Below are 16,126 nucleotides of genomic sequence, written 5' to 3'. Positions count from 1 at the left end.
CCGAGGAGGCCGGTTAGGGTCCCGGGAGAGGCACGCGCCTCTCACCCCGCGGCACGTCGACGGAGACGACCCGACCCGAACGACCCCGAAGGAGAACACCATGACGCACGTCCTCGTGCTCGTCGGGAGCCTGCGCACCGGCTCCACCAACCAGCAGATCGCCGAGGCGGCCCAGCGTCACGCCCCCGACGACGTCACGCTCGACATCCACACCGGCCTCGACCGGCTCCCCTTCTACAACGAGGACGTCGACGTCGAGGGATCCGTCCCCGACGAGGCCGTCCGCTTCCGCGACGCGATCGCCGCCGCGGACGCGCTCCTCGTGGTCACGCCCGAGTACAACGGCACGATGCCCGCGGTGCTCAAGAACGCGATCGACTGGGCCTCGCGCCCGTTCGGCGCCTCCGCCCTCGCGGGGAAGCCGACCGCGGTCATCGGCAGCGCGTTCGGCCAGTTCGGCGGCGTCTGGGCGCAGGACGAGGCCCGCAAGGCGCTCGGCATCGCCGGCGCGCGCGTGCTCGAGGACGTCCGGATGGCCGTCCCCGAGTCGGTGATCCGGTTCGCCGAGCGCCACCCGGCGGACGACGCCGAGGTCGTGGAGCAGCTCCGCGAGGTGCTCGACGCCGTGCGCTCCTCGGCGACCGCCGCCTGACACCACCGCGACGGGGCCGAACGCCCCGCGCACGACGACGGCCGCGCCCCTCGGGGACGCGGCCGTCGTCGTCGAAGCGCCGGAGGCTACGGCTTGAGCACCACCTTGATGCAGCCGTCCTCCTTCTTCTGGAAGATCTCGTACATGTGCGCGGCCTCGCTGAGCGGCACGGAGTGCGTGACGAGGTCCATGACGCCGAGCGGGTCGGACGGGTCCTCGACGAGGGGCAGCAGGTCCTGGATCCAGTACTGGACGTTGCACTGGCCCATGCGGATCGCGATCTGCTTGTCGAAGAGCGACTTCATGGGCAGCGGGTCGGCCTCGCCGCCGTAGACGCCGGAGATCGAGACGGTGCCGCCGCGGCGCACCGCGTCGAACGCCGTGTGCAGGGCCGCGAGGCGGTCGACGCTCGCGACGTCCATGACCTTCTTCGCGATGCCGTCGGGCAGGAGGCCGGCGGCCTTCTGGGCGAAGGACGCGGCGGGGCTGCCGTGCGCCTCCATGCCGACGGCCTCGACCATCGCGTCGGGCCCGCGGCCGTCCACCATCTCGCGCAGCTTGTCGGCCACGTCGTCGGTGAGGTCGAGGGTCTCGACGCCGTGGCGCTCGGCCATGGCGCGGCGCTCGGGGACGGGATCCACCGCGATCACGCGGTAGCCGAGGTGCTTGCCGATGCGCGCCGCGAACTGGCCGACCGGGCCGAGGCCCATGACGCCGAGCGTGCCGCCCTCGGGCACGTTCGCGTACTGCACGCCCTGCCAGGCGGTGGGGAGGATGTCGCTGAGGAAGAGGTAGCGCTCGTCCGGGAGCTCGCTGTTCACGACGATGGCGTTGGCGTCGGCGAGCGGCATGCGGAGACGCTCGGCCTGGCCGCCGGGGATGGATCCGTACATCTCGCTGAAGCCGTACAGCGCGGCGCCGCTGCCCTGGGCCTTCACCTGCGTGGTCTCGCACTGCGTGAAGAGGCCGCGGTCGCACATGAAGCAGTCGTGGCACGCGATGACGAAGGGGACGACGACGCGGTCGCCGACCTTGAGCTTCGTGACGGCGCTGCCGACCTGCTCGACGACGCCCATGTTCTCGTGCCCGAGCACGTCGTCCTTGTCGAGGAACGGGCCGAAGACCTCGTAGAGGTGGAGGTCGGATCCGCAGATCGCGGTCGACGTGATGCGGATCACCGCGTCGGTGTCCTGCTCGATCACGGGGTCGGCGACGTCCTTGACCTCGACGTCGTGGATGCCCTGCCAGGTGAGTGCCTTCATCGTGCTCCTTCGTGCTCGGGCGCCGGACCCTCGTGGGGCGGCGCTCATCCACACAACGCCCTCCGGGGCCGTCCGCCAAGGGACAGCCAGGCCGCGTCCAGGCAACCGCGACGGCCGGGCGCGGCGCGAAGGCGACGGCGGGCGGCAGCGCGCGGCGGGCGGCGCACGGCGCGCAGCGATCCGCCCCGGCCGTCGGTCGTCCACGACACGACCGCTCCGGGGCGGATCCGGAGACCATCGATCGACGGTCCGGACTGCATAGGAGGACTCTCGACAACCCTCAAGCGCCCGAGCCCGTCAGGCCTCGTGCTGAGAGTGTGCTCCGCAGGTGGGGAAATGCCCAGGGGGTTGACGTGGCTCCCGGCGGATGCACGGGAGAGCGGTCGGGTCAGACGTCCCAGCCGTGCGCGCGCTGCACCGCGCGGAGGGCGTCGGCGGCGTCGTCCTCGCCGAAGGGCAGGCGATCCCAGCGGATGCCGTCCGGCGCGATCCAGCCGAGCTCGCCGAGGGCGGCGGCGAGGTCCTCGATGTAGAGCGCGACCGCGTCGTCGGCGCCGCGGATCGTGTCGCCCGTGATGGACCAGCCGAAGTACCCGGCGACGAAGCGCGCCTGCTCGGTGGAGCTGCGGATCGGCCCGCGGGGGCGGGAGGGGAGGGCCTCGCTCGCGGAGGACTGGACCAGATCGCCCATGTCGTCGGCGCTCGTGTCCTGCATGCGTCCCTCTCCCGGGCGACGCGCCCGCGTGACCCGACACCACGATGCCAGGCGGCACGCGCGGACCCCAATGCCCCGCCGGGGGGTTGACACGGGACGGGTGCGCGGACTACCTCCCGATCGGGAGGGTCTTCGCGGGGACCCGGGCGGGCGCGGAGGGGGTCAGCGCGTCTCGTCCCGGGGCTCGTCCTCCGGGGGCTCGCGCATGATGAGGAGGCCGCCCGGGCTGTTGGCCGTGGTCATGAGCGCGTCCACCCACTTGCGGTTGATGGGCGGCACCCGGCTGCCGTGGTACTTGAAGACCAGGGGCAGCGAGTTGTGCATCCAGATGGTGGTGCGCCCGTCCCCGACCTCCACGTCGTCGCGCCAGGAGAAGTAGAAGTTCTCCCCGCGGCGCAGCTTCGCGCCGATGACGAGCTGGAGGTGAGCGAGCAGGCGGTCGTCGAACTCCGCCGTGAGCGTCGAGTCGTACTTGAAGGTGCCCATGATCGATCCCGTTGTCCCCCTCGTGAGCTCTCGTGCCCCGCGCCGACGATAGAGGGGGCCAGAGTGCGGCGCTGAGCTTCGGCCGTGCCCACCCACTATGCCAGCCCTGCCGTCGCGTGAGGCATCGTCCAGGAGGACGATCCGCGTGTGGTAATGAGCCGATCCTGGGGAGGGGACGCGGAGCGCGGATCCGGCGCGCCCGGACCGACCGGCCGACGACCTGTCAAGGGGGTAGGCGGAGGCCCCGGCGTCGGCGAACGCTCGTGGGGAGAAGAGCCGCGGCCGGAACCGGCGCGGTGCCGTCCACCAGGAGAGGTCCTCCATGTTCTTCCACAAGCAGGAGCTGCAGCACAGCGCCACCCCCGACAAGCCCGACCCCATCTACGCGCGCCACCTCCAGGAGGTGCTGGGCGGCCAGTACGGCGAGATCTCCGTCGCCATGCAGTACGGCTTCCAGTCCTGGAACTCGAAGCTCCCCGGCAAGTACCGCGACATGCTCTACGGCATCGGCGCGGAGGAGTTCGGCCACGTCGAGATGCTCGCCATCATGATCGCGAAGCTGCTCGAGACCGCACCGGTCGAGGCGACCGAGGACGCGATGAAGGACCCGACGCTCGCCGCGGTCATCGGCGGCGGCGACATCCAGCACGCCATCGTCGCGGGCGCCGGCGCGCGCCCCGTCGACAGCAACGGCAACCCGTGGCAGGGGTCGTTCATCACCGCGAGCGGCAACCTGCTCGCCGACTTCCACGCCAACGCGAACGCCGAGATGCAGGGCCGCCTCCAGGTGGCGCGGCTCTTCCACATGACCGACGACCACGGCGTGAAGGACCTCCTGTCCTTCCTGCTGGCCCGGGACACCATGCACCAGAACCAGTGGGTCGCGGCGATCGCCGAGCTCCAGGCCGAGGGCACCGAGAACCTGCCCGTGCCGAGCGACTTCCCCGTCGAGCTCGAGGACCGGGACGTCTCGTACCAGTACCTCAACTTCTCGGACGGTCCCGCGGCCTCCGAGGGCTCGTGGGCGTCCGGCCCCGCGCCCGACGGCAAGGGCACCTTCACGTACCACGACGGCCCCACGTCGTCGGTGCCGATGCCCCCGCCGCCCGTCGGCAACCCGCTCCTCCACGGCACCATCCCGCCGAAGGACCCGGGTCTGCTGAAGAAGGCGGCGAGCGCCGTGAAGGATGCCGTCACCCCCGAGTGATGAGCGACGCGCGCCCGTGCGGCCGATCCCGCGAGGGGTCGGCCGCACGGTCGCGTGCCTGGGCCCGCGTCCACCCGGACGCGGGCCGACCCCGCGAGAGGACCGCATGATCCGCACCGGCACGCCGCCGCACCCCGCCTCCCCCGTGCTCGCGCGCGACGTGGCGCCGGGCGTCCACCTGCTCTCCCACGCGCACGTGAACCTGTGCCTGATCGAGGACGACGACGGCGTCACCCTCGTCGACACGGCGTTCCCGGACACCTGGCCGCACCTGCTCCGCGCCCTCCGCGCGATCGGCCGGACGCCCGACGACGTGCGGGCCGTGGTGCTCACGCACGGGCACTTCGACCACGTCGGATCCGCCGCGCGGGCCGCCCGCGAGCTCGGCGTGCCGGTGCACGTGCACCCGGGCGACGCGCGCATCGCCCGGCACCCGTACTCCTACCGACGTGAGCGCACGCCGTTCGCCTACCCGCTCCGGTACGGCCGGGCGATCCCCGTGGTCGCCGCCATGGCCGCCGCTGGCGCGCTGCGCGTCGAGGGCGTGGACGCCGTGGCCGACCTCGCGGCCGGCCCGCTCGACGTGCCCGGCCGTCCCGTCGTGATCCCGACCCCCGGCCACACCGACGGCCACGTCGCGCTGCACCTGCCCGACCGGGACGCGCTGATCACGGGCGACGCGCTCGTGACGCTCGACCCGTACACGGGACGCACCGGCTGCCGCATCGTCGCGGGCGCCGCCACGGCGGACAGCGGGCGGGCGCTCCGGTCGCTCGCGGCGCTCGAGGAGACGGGCGCGCGCATCGTGCTGCCGGGGCACGGCGCGCCCTGGCGGAACGGGATCCGCGCCGCCGTCTCGGCCGCGCGCTCGGCGGGGCCGGCGTGACGGGCCTCACCGAGCTGTGGCTCGTGCGCCACGGCGAGAGCACGGCCAACGTCGCCGCGAGCCGGGCCGACCGCGACGGCGCCGAGGTCATCCACGTCGACCACCGGGATCCGGACGTCCCCCTCTCGGACACCGGGAAGGCGCAGGCGCGCGCTCTCGGCCGCTGGTTCGCGAGCCGCTCGGACGTGCCGACGGCCGTCTGGTCGTCGCACTACCTGCGGGCCCGGACGACCGCGGCGGTCGCGCTGGCCGAGGCGGGGATCGCCGCGGAGGTGCGCGCGGACGAGCGTCTGCGCGACCGGGAGCTCGGCATCCTCGACCTCCTCACCTCCCGCGGCGTCGCCGCCCGCCATCCCGGCGAGGACGCCCGACGGCGCTGGCTGGGCAAGCTCTCCTACCGGCCGCCGGGCGGCGAGTCGTGGGCGGACGTCGCGCTCCGCGTGCGCTCGTTCCTGCAGGATCCCGAGGTCGAGGCCGCCGACGGCCGCGCCCTGATCACGACGCACGACGCCGTGGTGATGCTCTTCCTCTACGTCGGCCTCGGCCTCTCCGAGGCCGAGCTGCTCGCCTTCCAGTCGCAGCACACCGTGGCGAACGCGTCCGTCACGGTGCTCGAGCGGTCCGCCCCGCGCGGCCCGTGGACCCTCCGGACCTTCTCGGCCACGGAGCACCTCGACGGGCACGGCGCCCCCGTCACCCAGCACGGAGGGGAACCCGATGTCCGAGGACGATGACGCCGACGCCCGCGCCGACGCACCCGCGGAGGTGGTGACGCCGGCGGCGCTCCGCGACTGGGCGCTGCCCGCGGCGACCGGATCCAAGTACGGGCGCGGTCAGGTCGTGGTCGTCGGCGGCGCCCTCCGCTCCCCCGGCGCGGCCATGATCGCCGGGCTCGCGGCCCTGCGCGTCGGCGCCGGTCGGCTCACGCTCGCGGTGGGCGCGTCCGTGGCGACCGAGGTCGCCGTCGCGGTGCCGGAGAGCGGCGTCGTGCCGCTCGAGGAGACGGACGCCGGGCACGTGCGGGGCGCGGGGATCCGCGCGGCCGAGGACGACGTCGCGTCCGCCGACGCCGTGCTGCTCGGCCCCGGGCTCGACGACGCGGACGAGGCCGAGCGGATGGTGCGCCTCCTCGCGACGCTCGTGCCCGACGACGCCGTCGTGGTGCTCGACGCCTACGCGCTCGGCGTGCTGCCCGCGTGCCGCGAGTCGGCCGCCCGCCTCGCCGGGCGTCTCGTGCTCACGCCCAACTCCTCCGAGGCCGAGCGGCTGCTCGGGCGCGACGCGGGCGACGACGCCGTGGCGGACGCGCGGGAGATCGCCCGGGAGTACGGCGCGGTCGTGTCGATGGGTGGCGTGGTCGCGGCGTCGGACGGACGGGCGTGGACGGTCGGCGCGGGCGGCAGCGGCCTCGGCACGTCCGGATCCGGCGACGTGCTCGGCGGCGCGGTCGCGGGCCTCTGCGCCCGGGGCGCGGACCCCGCCCAGGCCGCGGTCTGGGCGACCCACGCGCACGCCGCGGCGGGCGACCGGCTGGCCGTGCAGGTCGGCCCCCTCGGCTACCTCGCGAGCGAGCTGCTCCTCGAGCTGCCGCGCGTGCTCGTGGAGCTGGAGGCCTGAGCCGGCCCCTCCCCAGACGGACGCGGGCGGGCGTCGCCTGGGGATCCCCGCCGGGCCCGGTCGCCGCGCGCGGACGGTCGTAGGGTCGGAGCATGACTGATTCCACGTACACCGCACAGCTGGTCGGCCCCGAGGGCACCGAGGAGACCGAGGTCGAGTTCCTCAACGGCGAGCCCGTCAAGAGCTTCACGCGCGCCACCTCGCTCAGCGAGGAGGAGGTCGTCTGGGAGCTCGACAGCGATGAGGACGGCTACGTCTACCGGCCCGCGGGCATCCCGGGCGCCGACTACTCCTGAGCCGCCGCGCGGGCCGTCACGCGCGACCCCGGCCGTAGGATCGAGGTCCCGCACGACGTGAGGAAACCCGCATGAGCACCAGCCCGTCCACGCCCCCGGCCGACACCGCCGCGATCGCCCGCATCATCGACCACACGCTCCTCAAGCCCGAGGCCACGCGCGACGAGGTCGCCGCCCTCGTCGCCGAGGCCGTGGAGCTCGGCACCTACTCGGTGTGCGTCTCCCCGTCGATGCTGCCGCTCGCGCTGCCCGCGGGATCCGACCTGAAGGTCGCCGTGGTCTGCGGCTTCCCGAGCGGGAAGCACCACAGCGAGGTCAAGGCCGCCGAGGCCGCCCTCTCGGTCCGCCAGGGCGCGGACGAGGTCGACATGGTCATCGACGTGGGCGCCGCCCGCGAGGGCCGCTTCGCCGACGTCGAGGCCGACATCCGCGCCGTCCGCGAGGCCGTGCCCGCGCCGGCCGTGCTCAAGGTCATCATCGAGTCCGCCGCCCTCGACGACGACCAGATCGTCGCCGTCTGCCGGGCAGCCGTGGCCGCCGGAGCCGACTTCGTCAAGACCTCCACGGGCTTCCACCCCACCGGCGGCGCCACCGTGCACGCGGTCGAGCTCATGAGCCGCACCGTCGACGGCGAGGCCGGCGTGAAGGCGTCCGGCGGCATCCGCACGTACGAGACCGCCGTGCAGATGATCGAGGCCGGCGCGACCCGCCTGGGCGTCTCCGGCAGCGCCGTCGTGCTGGCGGGCCCGGTGCAGACGCCCGAGAACGGCGCGCTCGGATCGAGCGGCTACTGATGCCCGCGGACCGCCGCGCGCACCTGGCCGACCTCGGCCGCTACATCCAGGCCTCCCCCTCCTCCTTCCACGCGGTCGCGGAGGCCGCCCGCCGCCTCGACGCCGCGGGCTTCACAGCACTCGACGAGCGCGACGCGTGGCCCACCGGCCCCGGTCGCCGCTACATCGTCCGCGACGGCGCGCTCCTCGCCTGGATCCAGCCCGCGGGCGCGCACGCCACCACGCCCTTCCGCGTGCTCGGCGCGCACACCGACTCCCCCGGCTTCGCGCTCAAGCCGAAGCCCACCGTCGGATCGGACGGCTGGGTGCAGGCGGGCGTCGAGGTCTACGGCGGCCCGCTCCTCAACTCCTGGCTCGACCGCGACCTCGAGCTGGCCGGTCGTCTCGTCGCACGCGACGGCCGTCAGCACCTCGTCCGCACCGGCCCGCTGCTGCGCTTCCCGCAGCTCGCCGTGCACCTCGACCGCGGCGTGAACACCGAGGGGCTCCGACTGGATCCGCAGCGCCACATGACGCCGATCCTCGGCACGGGCTCCCCCGCCGACGCCGACGTGCTCGGCCACCTCGCGCGGCTCGCGGGGGTCGCCGCCGACGACGTGCTCGGCTACGACGTGCGCGTCGCCGACACGCAGGCGCCCGGATCCCTCGGCCTCGACGGCGAGCTGTTCGCCGCGGGCCGCATGGACAACCTCAGCTCGGTGCACGCCGGCCTCGCCGCCCTGCTCGAGCTCGCGGCCACGGTCGACGACGACGCGGAGGCGCCCATCGCGGTGCTCGCCGCCTTCGACCACGAGGAGGTCGGATCCGCGACCCCGTCGGGCGCCGCCGGCCCGATCCTCGAGGACGTGCTCGGTCGCATCTCGGCCGGCCTCGGCGCCGCATCGGAGGAGCGCCGCCGCGCGTTCGCCGCGTCCTGGTGCCTCTCGGCCGACGCCGGCCACGCCGTGCACCCCAACTACCCCGACCGCCACGACCCGGCCAACCGGCCGGTGCCGAACGGCGGCCCGCTGCTGAAGATCAACGCGAACCAGCGCTACGCGACCGACGGCGTCGGGGCCCGCGAGTGGGCGCTGGCCTGCGAGCGCGCGGGCGTGCCCACCCAGGAGTTCGTCTCCAGCAACGCGGTGCCGTGCGGCTCCACCATCGGGCCCATCACGGCGACGCGCCTCGGCATCCGCACGGTCGACGTCGGCATCCCCCTGCTCTCGATGCACTCGGCCCGCGAGCTGTGCGGCGCCGACGACCCGGGGCACCTCGCCGCCGCGGCCGCCGCGTTCCTCCGCCCGGCTGGCTGACCGGCAGGACCGGCAGGCGCCCGGCGGGCGCCCGGCAGCCGACGCCGCCCGCACGTGGAGAGGGCCCGACGCGATGCGCGTCGGGCCCTCTCCACGTTCACGGCGGATCAGCCCCCGTACGAGGCCAGCAGCGCCCGCATCTTCGTGAGCTGCCCCTCCTGCGACGAGCGCATCGCACCCGCGATGTCGAGCGCGGCGGTCGACGTGCCGACCTGCGCCTCCCCGTCGGCCATCGCGATCGCCGCCTCGTGCTGGGCGATCATGCCCTGCAGGAAGAGGCGCCCGGCGTCCATGCCGCGTGCGGACCGCACGGCCTGCTGCTGCGCGTCGGATGCGGCGGCACCCGCCTCCGCGGACTCCGCGTCGGTGCCGGTGCCGGACGCGCTGCCGCTCGCGCCCGCCGTCCCCTCCGCGCCGCCCGCGCCGCCTCCGACACCACCGGCCTCCTCGCGGTCCTCCGTGCCGTTCGAGCCGGACGCGCCGTCTTCCCCCGCCCATCCCTCGGCGAGCCGGGCGAGCTCCCGGGCCTGCGGACCCTGCTGGTCGCGGATCTGCACGGCCAGCTCCTCCGCCCCCGGCGGCAGGTCGGCGGCCTGGAGGGCGGCGACGGCGAGCGCCACCGATCGTGCGGCGTGATCGCCCATGTCCTGCGCGAACGCGAGGTCGGCGCGGTTCCAGCCCTCGGACCCCGTCTCCAGGGGCGCCGCGGCGTCGGCGTCGGCGCTCGGCGACGCCGCGTCCTCGGGCGTGCGCGGCGGTGTCGAGCAGCCGGCGAGGCCGGCGGCGAGGACGAGCGCGGTCGTGGCGGCGGCGAGGCGGTGTCGGTATCCCATGCGACGATCCTCCTCCACGGCGCGGCACCGCGCGTCCCGGAGGATAGGTTCTCCCCATGCCCGAGATCGTCGACCTGCCCCATCCGGGCACGACCCTCGAGTTCGGCGAGCCGGGCAGCCCCGTCGTCGTGCTCGTGCACGACGACCACGGCCGCCTCCCCTGGCTCGACCAGTACGCGCTCGCCCTGGCCCGCTCCGGCTTCCACGTGCTCGTGCCCGACCTGTACGACGGCCGCGCCACCCTCGACGACGGGCTGGCCGCCGGCCTCGCCGCGGAGCTCGACGTGGGCTTCGCGCTCGGCACCATCCGCGACGGCATCGACTCGGCGCGCGCCCGCGGATCCGCCCGCGTCGGCCTCGTCGGCTTCGCGCCCGGCGGCTGGCTCGCCCTCCTCGAGGCGCAGGACGGCGGGGCGGACGCGGTCGTCGCCTACTGCGCGAGCCTCGGTCCCGAGGAGCACGGCGTCATCCCCTGCGCGGTGCTGCTGCACCTGGCCGAGCACGACGAGTGGATCGACGACCAGCGCCCCGAGGCGTTCATCGGCCGGCTGCGTGAGCACGGCACCCCGATCACGGCGCACACCTACGCCGGCACCACCCCCGCGTTCCCCAACGCGAGCCTCCGCGACCGCCTGGATCCGGACGCCGCGGCGCTCGCCTACCGGCGCACGGAGGGCTTCCTGGCCGACCACCTGGGAAACCGGTCCTGATCCAGTACCGCGATCGCACCAAACCGGTCGAGTACGCGGTACGAATGTAAGGAGCCTGGGAATGTCCCGGCTCTTCCCTACCAGTGGAGGCAACATCATGACCTCGTCCCCGAACCGCCTGCTCGGCACCGCCTTCGGTGCCGTCTACGTCCTCGTCGGCCTTCTCGGCTTCCTGTTCCCGCCGAACAGCGGGGGCTTCTTCTCGTCCGACGGCGGCCTGCTGCTCGGCATCTTCATGGTGAACCCGTTCCACAACGTGGCCCACCTCCTCATCGGCGCGGCCCTCCTCATCGGCGGCCTCTCCAGCGTCGCGGCGGCCAAGGCCGTCAACTCGACCATCGGATTCGCGTACCTCGCGCTCGGCGTCGTCGGCTTCTTCCTCGTGAACACCGACTTCAACGTGCTCGCGCTCAACACCGCCGACCACTTCCTGCACCTCGGCAGCGCCGTCGTGCTGCTGATCGTGGGCCTCGGCGCCGAGAAGGGCGTCCGCAACCGCGCCGCCCGCGCCGCCTAGGCAGCACCGCACTACCGCCGCGCGCCGCTGCACCGGGCGCGTCACGCATCACCGCACGTCAGCACGACAGCACGACAGCACGACAGCACGACAGCACCACAGCACCACAGCACCACAGCACCACAGCACCACAGCACGACAGCACGCAGCACCGCACCACCGCGGCGCCCGGGACGACGAAGGGACCAGCACGTGTCACTGCTCATCCGCCACTGGCTGGCCCTCGCCGCCCTGGGCGCCGCGCTCATCCACCTGGCCGTCGGCGCGGGATCCTCGCCGGCGTCCATGGTGGCCCTCCTCGTCATCGGCGCCGCCGAGCTGGCCTGGGCCGTCGCGGTCCTCCGCTCGGACCGCCTGCCCGCCGCATCCTGGGCCGTCGTCGGCGCGCTCGTGCCGGTCGCCGGCTGGGCGCTCCTCGTCTCGGCCGCCGTGGTCCTCGCGGCCCCGGGCATCACGAGCGGCATCCCCGCGATCCCCATGCTCGCCGCGACCCTCCTCGACCTGGCGATCGCCGCCATCGTCGGCCGGCACCTCCGCTCCCGCGCGGAGTCGGAGGCCGAGGCCACCTGCACCGCCGTCGAGTCGCGGCTCCCCGCCGACATCGCGCTCGTCGGATCCGGCGCCTCGCACCCGACCGCGGCGCACCCGGCGTCCGCCGTCGTCCTCTCCGCCGCGACGCCCGCGGCCGACTCCGCTTCCGCTCCCGCTCCCGCCGAGCCGGAACCGACCGGCCGCCGCTACCTCGTGGGCGTCCTCGCCGGCGCCTTCCTCGTCGCCGGCATCGTCACCCCCGCGCTCTCGCTCACCGACGCGGGCGAGCACGCCGTCCCGCACGGCCAGCACGGCTCCGTCGACCTCACGGGCATCCAGGGCGAGCACTCGGGCCACTGATCCCGGCTCCCCGCCGCGCAGCCGCGCGAGCGACGGCTGAGGCGACGCCGCTACGGCGCCGGCGCCACCGCGGGCGTCACGCGGATCCGCGTCGCCTCGCTCATGAACCGCCGCACGTTCTCGTCGACGATGATGTCGCCCGGCCGCAGCGGCCGCGTGAGGTACAGGCCGCCGATGTCGGTGATCCGGCTGAGCGCCACATAGGTCTGCCCGGGGCTGAACACGCGCGCGCCGAGGTCGACGATGGCGCGGTCGTAGGTCTTGCCCTGCGACTTGTGGATCGTGACCGCCCACGCGAGCCGCAGCGGGAACTGCGTGAAGTCGGCCACGACGTCGCGCCGCAGCTGCTTGGTGGTGGGCGAGTACGAGTACTTGTGCTTCTCCCACGTGACCGGCTCGACCTCGTGCACGACGCCGTCGAGCTCGACGTACACGTTCGTGTCGATGCGCGTGACGACCCCGACGGATCCGTTCACCCAGCGCTGGTCGACGTCGTTGCGGAGGAACATCACCTGCGCGCCGATCTTGAGGTCGAGCTTCTCGTCGGCCGGGTAGGTGCGGCCGCCGAAGTCGCCCGTGACGTCGGCGGTGGCGGTGAGCGAGCGGCCGGGCAGGCGCTTGAGCGCCTCGGCGTTGATCCGGTTGACGGTGTCGTTGCGCGTGGCGAGCGTGATGGCGCCGTCGGTGGGCGCCGGGCGCGCGCCCGCGGCGTTCAGCACGCCCGCGATCTCCGCCGTGACCCGCCCGTGGCGCACGGCGTTGAGCATCTCCTTGAACGCCTCCTCGTGCTGCCGGTGGATCTCGGTGAGCTCGTAGATGCGGAGCTGCGCCTCCTCCCACACCTTCGCGTCGAAGAACCACATGGAGCGGTAGCGGTCGGCGAAGTAGGCGCGCTCGTCGCCGTCGCCGGGCACGGGCGCCAGCTGGTACGGATCCCCGAACAGCACGACCTGCACGCCGCCGAACGGCACGTCCTTCTTGTGGCGCGCCTGGCGGAGGCTGCGGTCGATGGCGTCGACGAGGTCGGCGTTGACCATGGAGACCTCGTCGATGACGAGCGTGTCGATGGTGTTGAGGAGCTTCCGCAGCTCGCCGGTCTGCTCGATCTCCTCGTCGGCGATGACGCCGATGGGCAGCTTGAACAGCGAGTGGATGGTCTGCCCGCCCACGTTCAGCGCGGCGACCCCGGTGGGCGCGCAGATCACGATCTGCTTCTCGGTGTTCCACGACAGGTGCGTGAGGAGGGTCGACTTGCCGGTGCCGGCGCGACCCGTGACGAAGATGTGGTCGCGCGTGCCCTCGATGGCCTGGAAGACGGCGGCCTGCTCCGGGGAGAGGGGGACCGTGCTCACGCGGGGCTCCTGGCGGTTCGGGGTGGATGCGGCGCGCATCGAGGGCGGCGGCGCGGCGCGGATGCGCACTCGAATCTACCCCGGGCCCGCCCCGGCCGGTCGCGGATCCCCCGCCCGTAGGATGATCCGCATGCCGAGCCCCGCCGTCGACGCGCGCGGCGAGCTGCGTCGGGCCGTCGTCCTCTGGTCGGTGCTCGCGGCCCTGCTCCTCGGGGCGTTCGCCGGCACGGTCGCGACGCTCAACCACACCGTCTTCAGCGCCCACGGGTTCGTGCGCTCCTACCTCGACGCGCTCGCCCGCGAGGACAGCCGCGACGCCCTCGCCACCCCCGGAGTCGTCCTGCCCGACGACGGGAGCCGCGCGCTCCTCGACGACCGCGCCCTGCCCGGCCTCGCCGACGTCGAGCTCGTCTCCGACGAGCGGGCGCCCGACGGCGCGGAGGGCGAGCGTGTGGTCACGTACGCGTACACGCTGCCCTCGGGACCCGGATCCACCGCCTTCCGCGTGCGGGAGGCGCCTGCGGCGCTCGGCCTCTTCGGCCGGTGGGAGTTCGCGACGAGCCCGGTCGCGGCCGTCGACCTCGAGCTCCGGCACGCCGCCACCTTCACCGCGAACGGGCTCGCCGTCTCCGCGACGGCGGGCGGCGACGCGGCCGCGGGCGCCGGATCCACGTACCTCGTGCTCGCGCCGAGCACCCTTGCCCTCGACCACTCGTCGTCGTTCCTCGAGGCGCAGGAGACCGACGTGGCGGTCACGGACCCCGGCAGCGTCGTGCCCGCCCGCGTCGACGCCGAGCCGACGCAGGAGCTCGTGGACTCCGTGCAGGGCGAGGTCGAGTCGTACCTCACCGCGTGCACCACGCAGGCCGTGCTCTTCCCGTCCGGCTGCCCGTTCGGGAAGGCGATCCGCGACCGCATCACCGACCCGCCGGTGTGGACGATGACGGCCATGCCCGAGATCACGCTGCGCCCCGCGAGCGACGACCCCGCCGACCTCGACTGGGTCGTGCCGTCCACGGTCGGAACCGCGCACATCCGGGTGCCCGTCCGCTCGCTGTACGACGGCAGCGTCAAGGACCTCGACGAGGACGTGCGGTTCAGCGTGAGCTGGCGCGTGACCCTCGACGGGGACGCGGGCGTGCGGATCCAGGGCCTCTAGCCGCTCACGACCCTCTCGCGCGGGCACGGTGCGCGCCGACTGCGGGAGGAGCAGGATCGGGACCCACAGGTCCCCGCGACCGCGGGGCCCGCCAGCCGAGGAGCGCCCCCATGTCCGCGATCATGAACCCGTACCTGTCCTTCCGCGACCAGGCGGCCGAGGCGCTGCGCTTCTACCAGGGGGTCTTCGGCGGCGAGCTCGCGCTGAGCACGTTCGGCGAGCAGGGCATGAGCCCGGACCCGGCGGAGGCCGACAAGATCATGCACGGCCAGCTGACCTCCGACGCGGGCTTCGTGCTGATGGCCTCGGACACCCCGGCCTCGATGGGCGTGCCGAGCGGATCCGCCATCACGCTCTCGCTCTCGGGCGACGACGCCGAGGTGCTCGGCGGCTGGTGGGACGCGCTGACGGCGGACGGCACGGTCGTGCTGCCGCTCGAGGTGGCGCCGTGGGGCGACCGGTTCGGCATGTGCACCGACCGCTTCGGGATCGACTGGATGGTGTCGATCGCGCCGGCGCCGGCCGCCGGCTGACCGCCGCCCTCGGGCCTCGGGTCCCGGATCTCAGGCCCAGCGGCCCCCGCGCGGCACGATGAGCGGCGTGTGGGACACGGGGTCGTCGATCACGAGGCAGGGCAGCCCGAAGACCTGCTCGACGAGCTCCGCGGTCACGATCTCGTGCGGGGCGCCGGACGCGACGACGCGGCCGTCGCCCATCACGATGAGGTGGTCGGCGTAGCGCGCGGCGTGGTTCAGGTCGTGGAGCACGGCGACGATCGTGCTGCCGCCGCGGTGCAGGTCGGCGAGGAGGTCGAGCAGCTCGATCTGGTGGGCGATGTCGAGGAACGTCGTCGGCTCGTCGAGGAGCAGCACGGGCGTCTGCTGCGCGAGCGCCATCGCGACCCACACCCGCTGGCGCTGGCCGCCGGAGAGCTCGTCGACGTGGCGGTCCGCGAGGTCGGCCACTCCCGTGTCCGCCATCGCCCGCTGCACGGCGTCCTCGTCGGTCGCCGTCCACTGGCGGATGAGGTTCTGGTGCGGGAAGCGGCCGCGCGCCACCAGGTCGGCGACCGTGATGCCGTCGGGCGCGATCGCGCTCTGCGGGAGGAGTCCGATGATCCGCGCCGCCTCCTTCGCCCGGTACGACGCGAGCGGCCGGTCGTCGAGGAGCACGCTGCCGGCCGTCGGCGCGAGCAGGCGCGACAGCGCGCGCAGCAGGGTGGACTTGCCGCACGCGTTCGGGCCGACGATGACCGTGAACGAGCCGTCGGGCACATCGACGTCGAGCGCCTCGGAGATCACGCGGCGGTCGTAGGCGAGCGTGACGCCCTCGGCGCGGAGGCGTGGCGCGGGGATCGGACGCTCGGTGGCAGGATGCTCGGCGGCGGGCGGCGCGGGAGCGGTGACGGCCGGGCGGGCGGATGCGGTGTCGTCCACGACGGGACCTCCCAGGGG

General features: G+C 74.2%; 19 protein-coding genes. 13 read left to right on the top strand and 6 right to left on the bottom strand.

Annotation, left to right across the window (positions count from 1 at the left end):
* The first annotated feature begins 100 nt into the window (after nt 1-100).
* Complete coding sequence (locus tag AWH51_RS04860; protein WP_063070976.1) at nt 101-652, top strand: NAD(P)H-dependent oxidoreductase; 552 nt, start codon at nt 101-103, stop codon at nt 650-652.
* 86 nt (nt 653-738) lie between these two features.
* Here AWH51_RS04860 and AWH51_RS04855 read toward each other — a convergent pair whose 3' ends face one another.
* The 3 genes from AWH51_RS04855 to AWH51_RS04845 all read right to left on the bottom strand — a co-directional run bounded on the left by AWH51_RS04855 (nt 739) and on the right by AWH51_RS04845 (nt 3,115).
* A complete protein-coding gene (locus AWH51_RS04855; protein WP_063070975.1) occupies nt 739-1,914 on the bottom strand; it encodes a zinc-dependent alcohol dehydrogenase in 1,176 nt (391 codons plus the stop codon).
* 388 nt (nt 1,915-2,302) lie between these two features.
* Nucleotides 2,303-2,629, bottom strand: a complete 327-nt coding sequence (locus AWH51_RS04850; RefSeq protein WP_063070974.1) for a hypothetical protein — start codon at nt 2,627-2,629, stop codon at nt 2,303-2,305.
* 162 nt (nt 2,630-2,791) lie between these two features.
* Nucleotides 2,792-3,115 carry a hypothetical protein gene (locus tag AWH51_RS04845; protein ID WP_063070973.1) on the bottom strand — a complete coding sequence of 108 codons (324 nt, stop codon included), beginning with the start codon at nt 3,113-3,115 and terminating at the stop codon, nt 2,792-2,794.
* A gap of 322 nt (nt 3,116-3,437) precedes the next feature.
* Here AWH51_RS04845 and AWH51_RS04840 point away from each other — a divergent pair, with 322 nt between their 5' ends.
* The 7 genes from AWH51_RS04840 (at nt 3,438) to AWH51_RS04810 (ending at nt 9,210) form a co-directional block, all read left to right on the top strand.
* On the top strand, nt 3,438-4,322 hold the full coding sequence (locus tag AWH51_RS04840) for a manganese catalase family protein (RefSeq protein ID WP_063070972.1): 885 nt from the start codon (nt 3,438-3,440) through the stop codon (nt 4,320-4,322).
* Nucleotides 4,323-4,428: 106 nt separating this feature from the next.
* On the top strand, nt 4,429-5,208 hold the full coding sequence (locus AWH51_RS04835; RefSeq protein WP_063070971.1) for an MBL fold metallo-hydrolase: 780 nt from the start codon (nt 4,429-4,431) through the stop codon (nt 5,206-5,208).
* A complete protein-coding gene (locus AWH51_RS04830) occupies nt 5,205-5,942 on the top strand; it encodes a histidine phosphatase family protein (protein WP_063070970.1) in 738 nt (245 codons plus the stop codon). The genes AWH51_RS04835 and AWH51_RS04830 overlap by 4 nt, the downstream gene beginning before the upstream one ends.
* Nucleotides 5,926-6,825: an NAD(P)H-hydrate dehydratase gene (locus AWH51_RS04825; protein ID WP_063070969.1), complete on the top strand. Its 900-nt coding sequence runs from the start codon at nt 5,926-5,928 to the stop codon at nt 6,823-6,825. The genes AWH51_RS04830 and AWH51_RS04825 overlap by 17 nt, the downstream gene beginning before the upstream one ends.
* Nucleotides 6,826-6,917: 92 nt before the next feature.
* The gene (locus AWH51_RS04820; protein WP_063070968.1) at nt 6,918-7,121 is read left to right on the top strand and encodes a hypothetical protein; all 204 of its coding nucleotides are present in this window, start codon (nt 6,918-6,920) and stop codon (nt 7,119-7,121) included.
* 71 nt (nt 7,122-7,192) lie between these two features.
* A complete protein-coding gene (gene deoC / locus AWH51_RS04815; protein WP_063070967.1) occupies nt 7,193-7,915 on the top strand; it encodes a deoxyribose-phosphate aldolase in 723 nt (240 codons plus the stop codon).
* Entirely contained in the window at nt 7,915-9,210 is a 1,296-nt protein-coding gene (locus AWH51_RS04810) for a M18 family aminopeptidase (protein WP_063070966.1), read from the top strand. Before deoC ends, AWH51_RS04810 begins: the two co-directional genes overlap by 1 nt.
* Before the next feature lie 107 nt (nt 9,211-9,317).
* Here AWH51_RS04810 and AWH51_RS04805 read toward each other — a convergent pair whose 3' ends face one another.
* The gene (locus AWH51_RS04805) at nt 9,318-10,043 is read right to left on the bottom strand and encodes a DUF305 domain-containing protein (protein WP_063070965.1); all 726 of its coding nucleotides are present in this window, start codon (nt 10,041-10,043) and stop codon (nt 9,318-9,320) included.
* A 56-nt stretch (nt 10,044-10,099) separates the two neighbouring features.
* On the opposite strand from AWH51_RS04805, the gene AWH51_RS04800 reads away from it, so the two are divergent.
* From AWH51_RS04800 to AWH51_RS04790, 3 genes are all read left to right on the top strand, one after another.
* Nucleotides 10,100-10,753, top strand: a complete 654-nt coding sequence (locus AWH51_RS04800; protein WP_063070964.1) for a dienelactone hydrolase family protein — start codon at nt 10,100-10,102, stop codon at nt 10,751-10,753.
* A 97-nt stretch (nt 10,754-10,850) separates the two neighbouring features.
* Nucleotides 10,851-11,270 (top strand): DUF4383 domain-containing protein, encoded by a 420-nt coding sequence (locus tag AWH51_RS04795; protein WP_063070963.1) that lies wholly within the window; start codon nt 10,851-10,853, stop codon nt 11,268-11,270.
* 192 nt (nt 11,271-11,462) lie between these two features.
* Nucleotides 11,463-12,161: a hypothetical protein gene (locus AWH51_RS04790; protein WP_063070962.1), complete on the top strand. Its 699-nt coding sequence runs from the start codon at nt 11,463-11,465 to the stop codon at nt 12,159-12,161.
* A gap of 50 nt (nt 12,162-12,211) precedes the next feature.
* Here AWH51_RS04790 and AWH51_RS04785 read toward each other — a convergent pair whose 3' ends face one another.
* Nucleotides 12,212-13,513 (bottom strand): ATP-dependent DNA helicase, encoded by a 1,302-nt coding sequence (locus AWH51_RS04785; protein ID WP_081234874.1) that lies wholly within the window; start codon nt 13,511-13,513, stop codon nt 12,212-12,214.
* Nucleotides 13,514-13,643: 130 nt separating this feature from the next.
* Between AWH51_RS04785 and AWH51_RS04780 the strand changes: the two genes are divergently transcribed.
* Nucleotides 13,644-14,672, top strand: a complete 1,029-nt coding sequence (locus AWH51_RS04780; RefSeq protein WP_063071039.1) for a hypothetical protein — start codon at nt 13,644-13,646, stop codon at nt 14,670-14,672.
* A 110-nt stretch (nt 14,673-14,782) separates the two neighbouring features.
* Nucleotides 14,783-15,205, top strand: a complete 423-nt coding sequence (locus AWH51_RS04775; RefSeq protein WP_063070961.1) for a VOC family protein — start codon at nt 14,783-14,785, stop codon at nt 15,203-15,205.
* 30 nt (nt 15,206-15,235) lie between these two features.
* Here AWH51_RS04775 and AWH51_RS04770 read toward each other — a convergent pair whose 3' ends face one another.
* Nucleotides 15,236-16,108 (bottom strand): ABC transporter ATP-binding protein, encoded by an 873-nt coding sequence (locus AWH51_RS04770; RefSeq protein WP_270980969.1) that lies wholly within the window; start codon nt 16,106-16,108, stop codon nt 15,236-15,238.
* Between the last annotated feature and the right edge of the window lie 18 nt (nt 16,109-16,126).

The sequence above is a fragment of the Clavibacter tessellarius genome (assembly GCF_001618005.1).
GTDB classification, from domain to species: domain Bacteria; phylum Actinomycetota; class Actinomycetes; order Actinomycetales; family Microbacteriaceae; genus Clavibacter; species Clavibacter tessellarius_A.
This window is presented reverse-complemented; position numbering and strand designations above follow the sequence as displayed.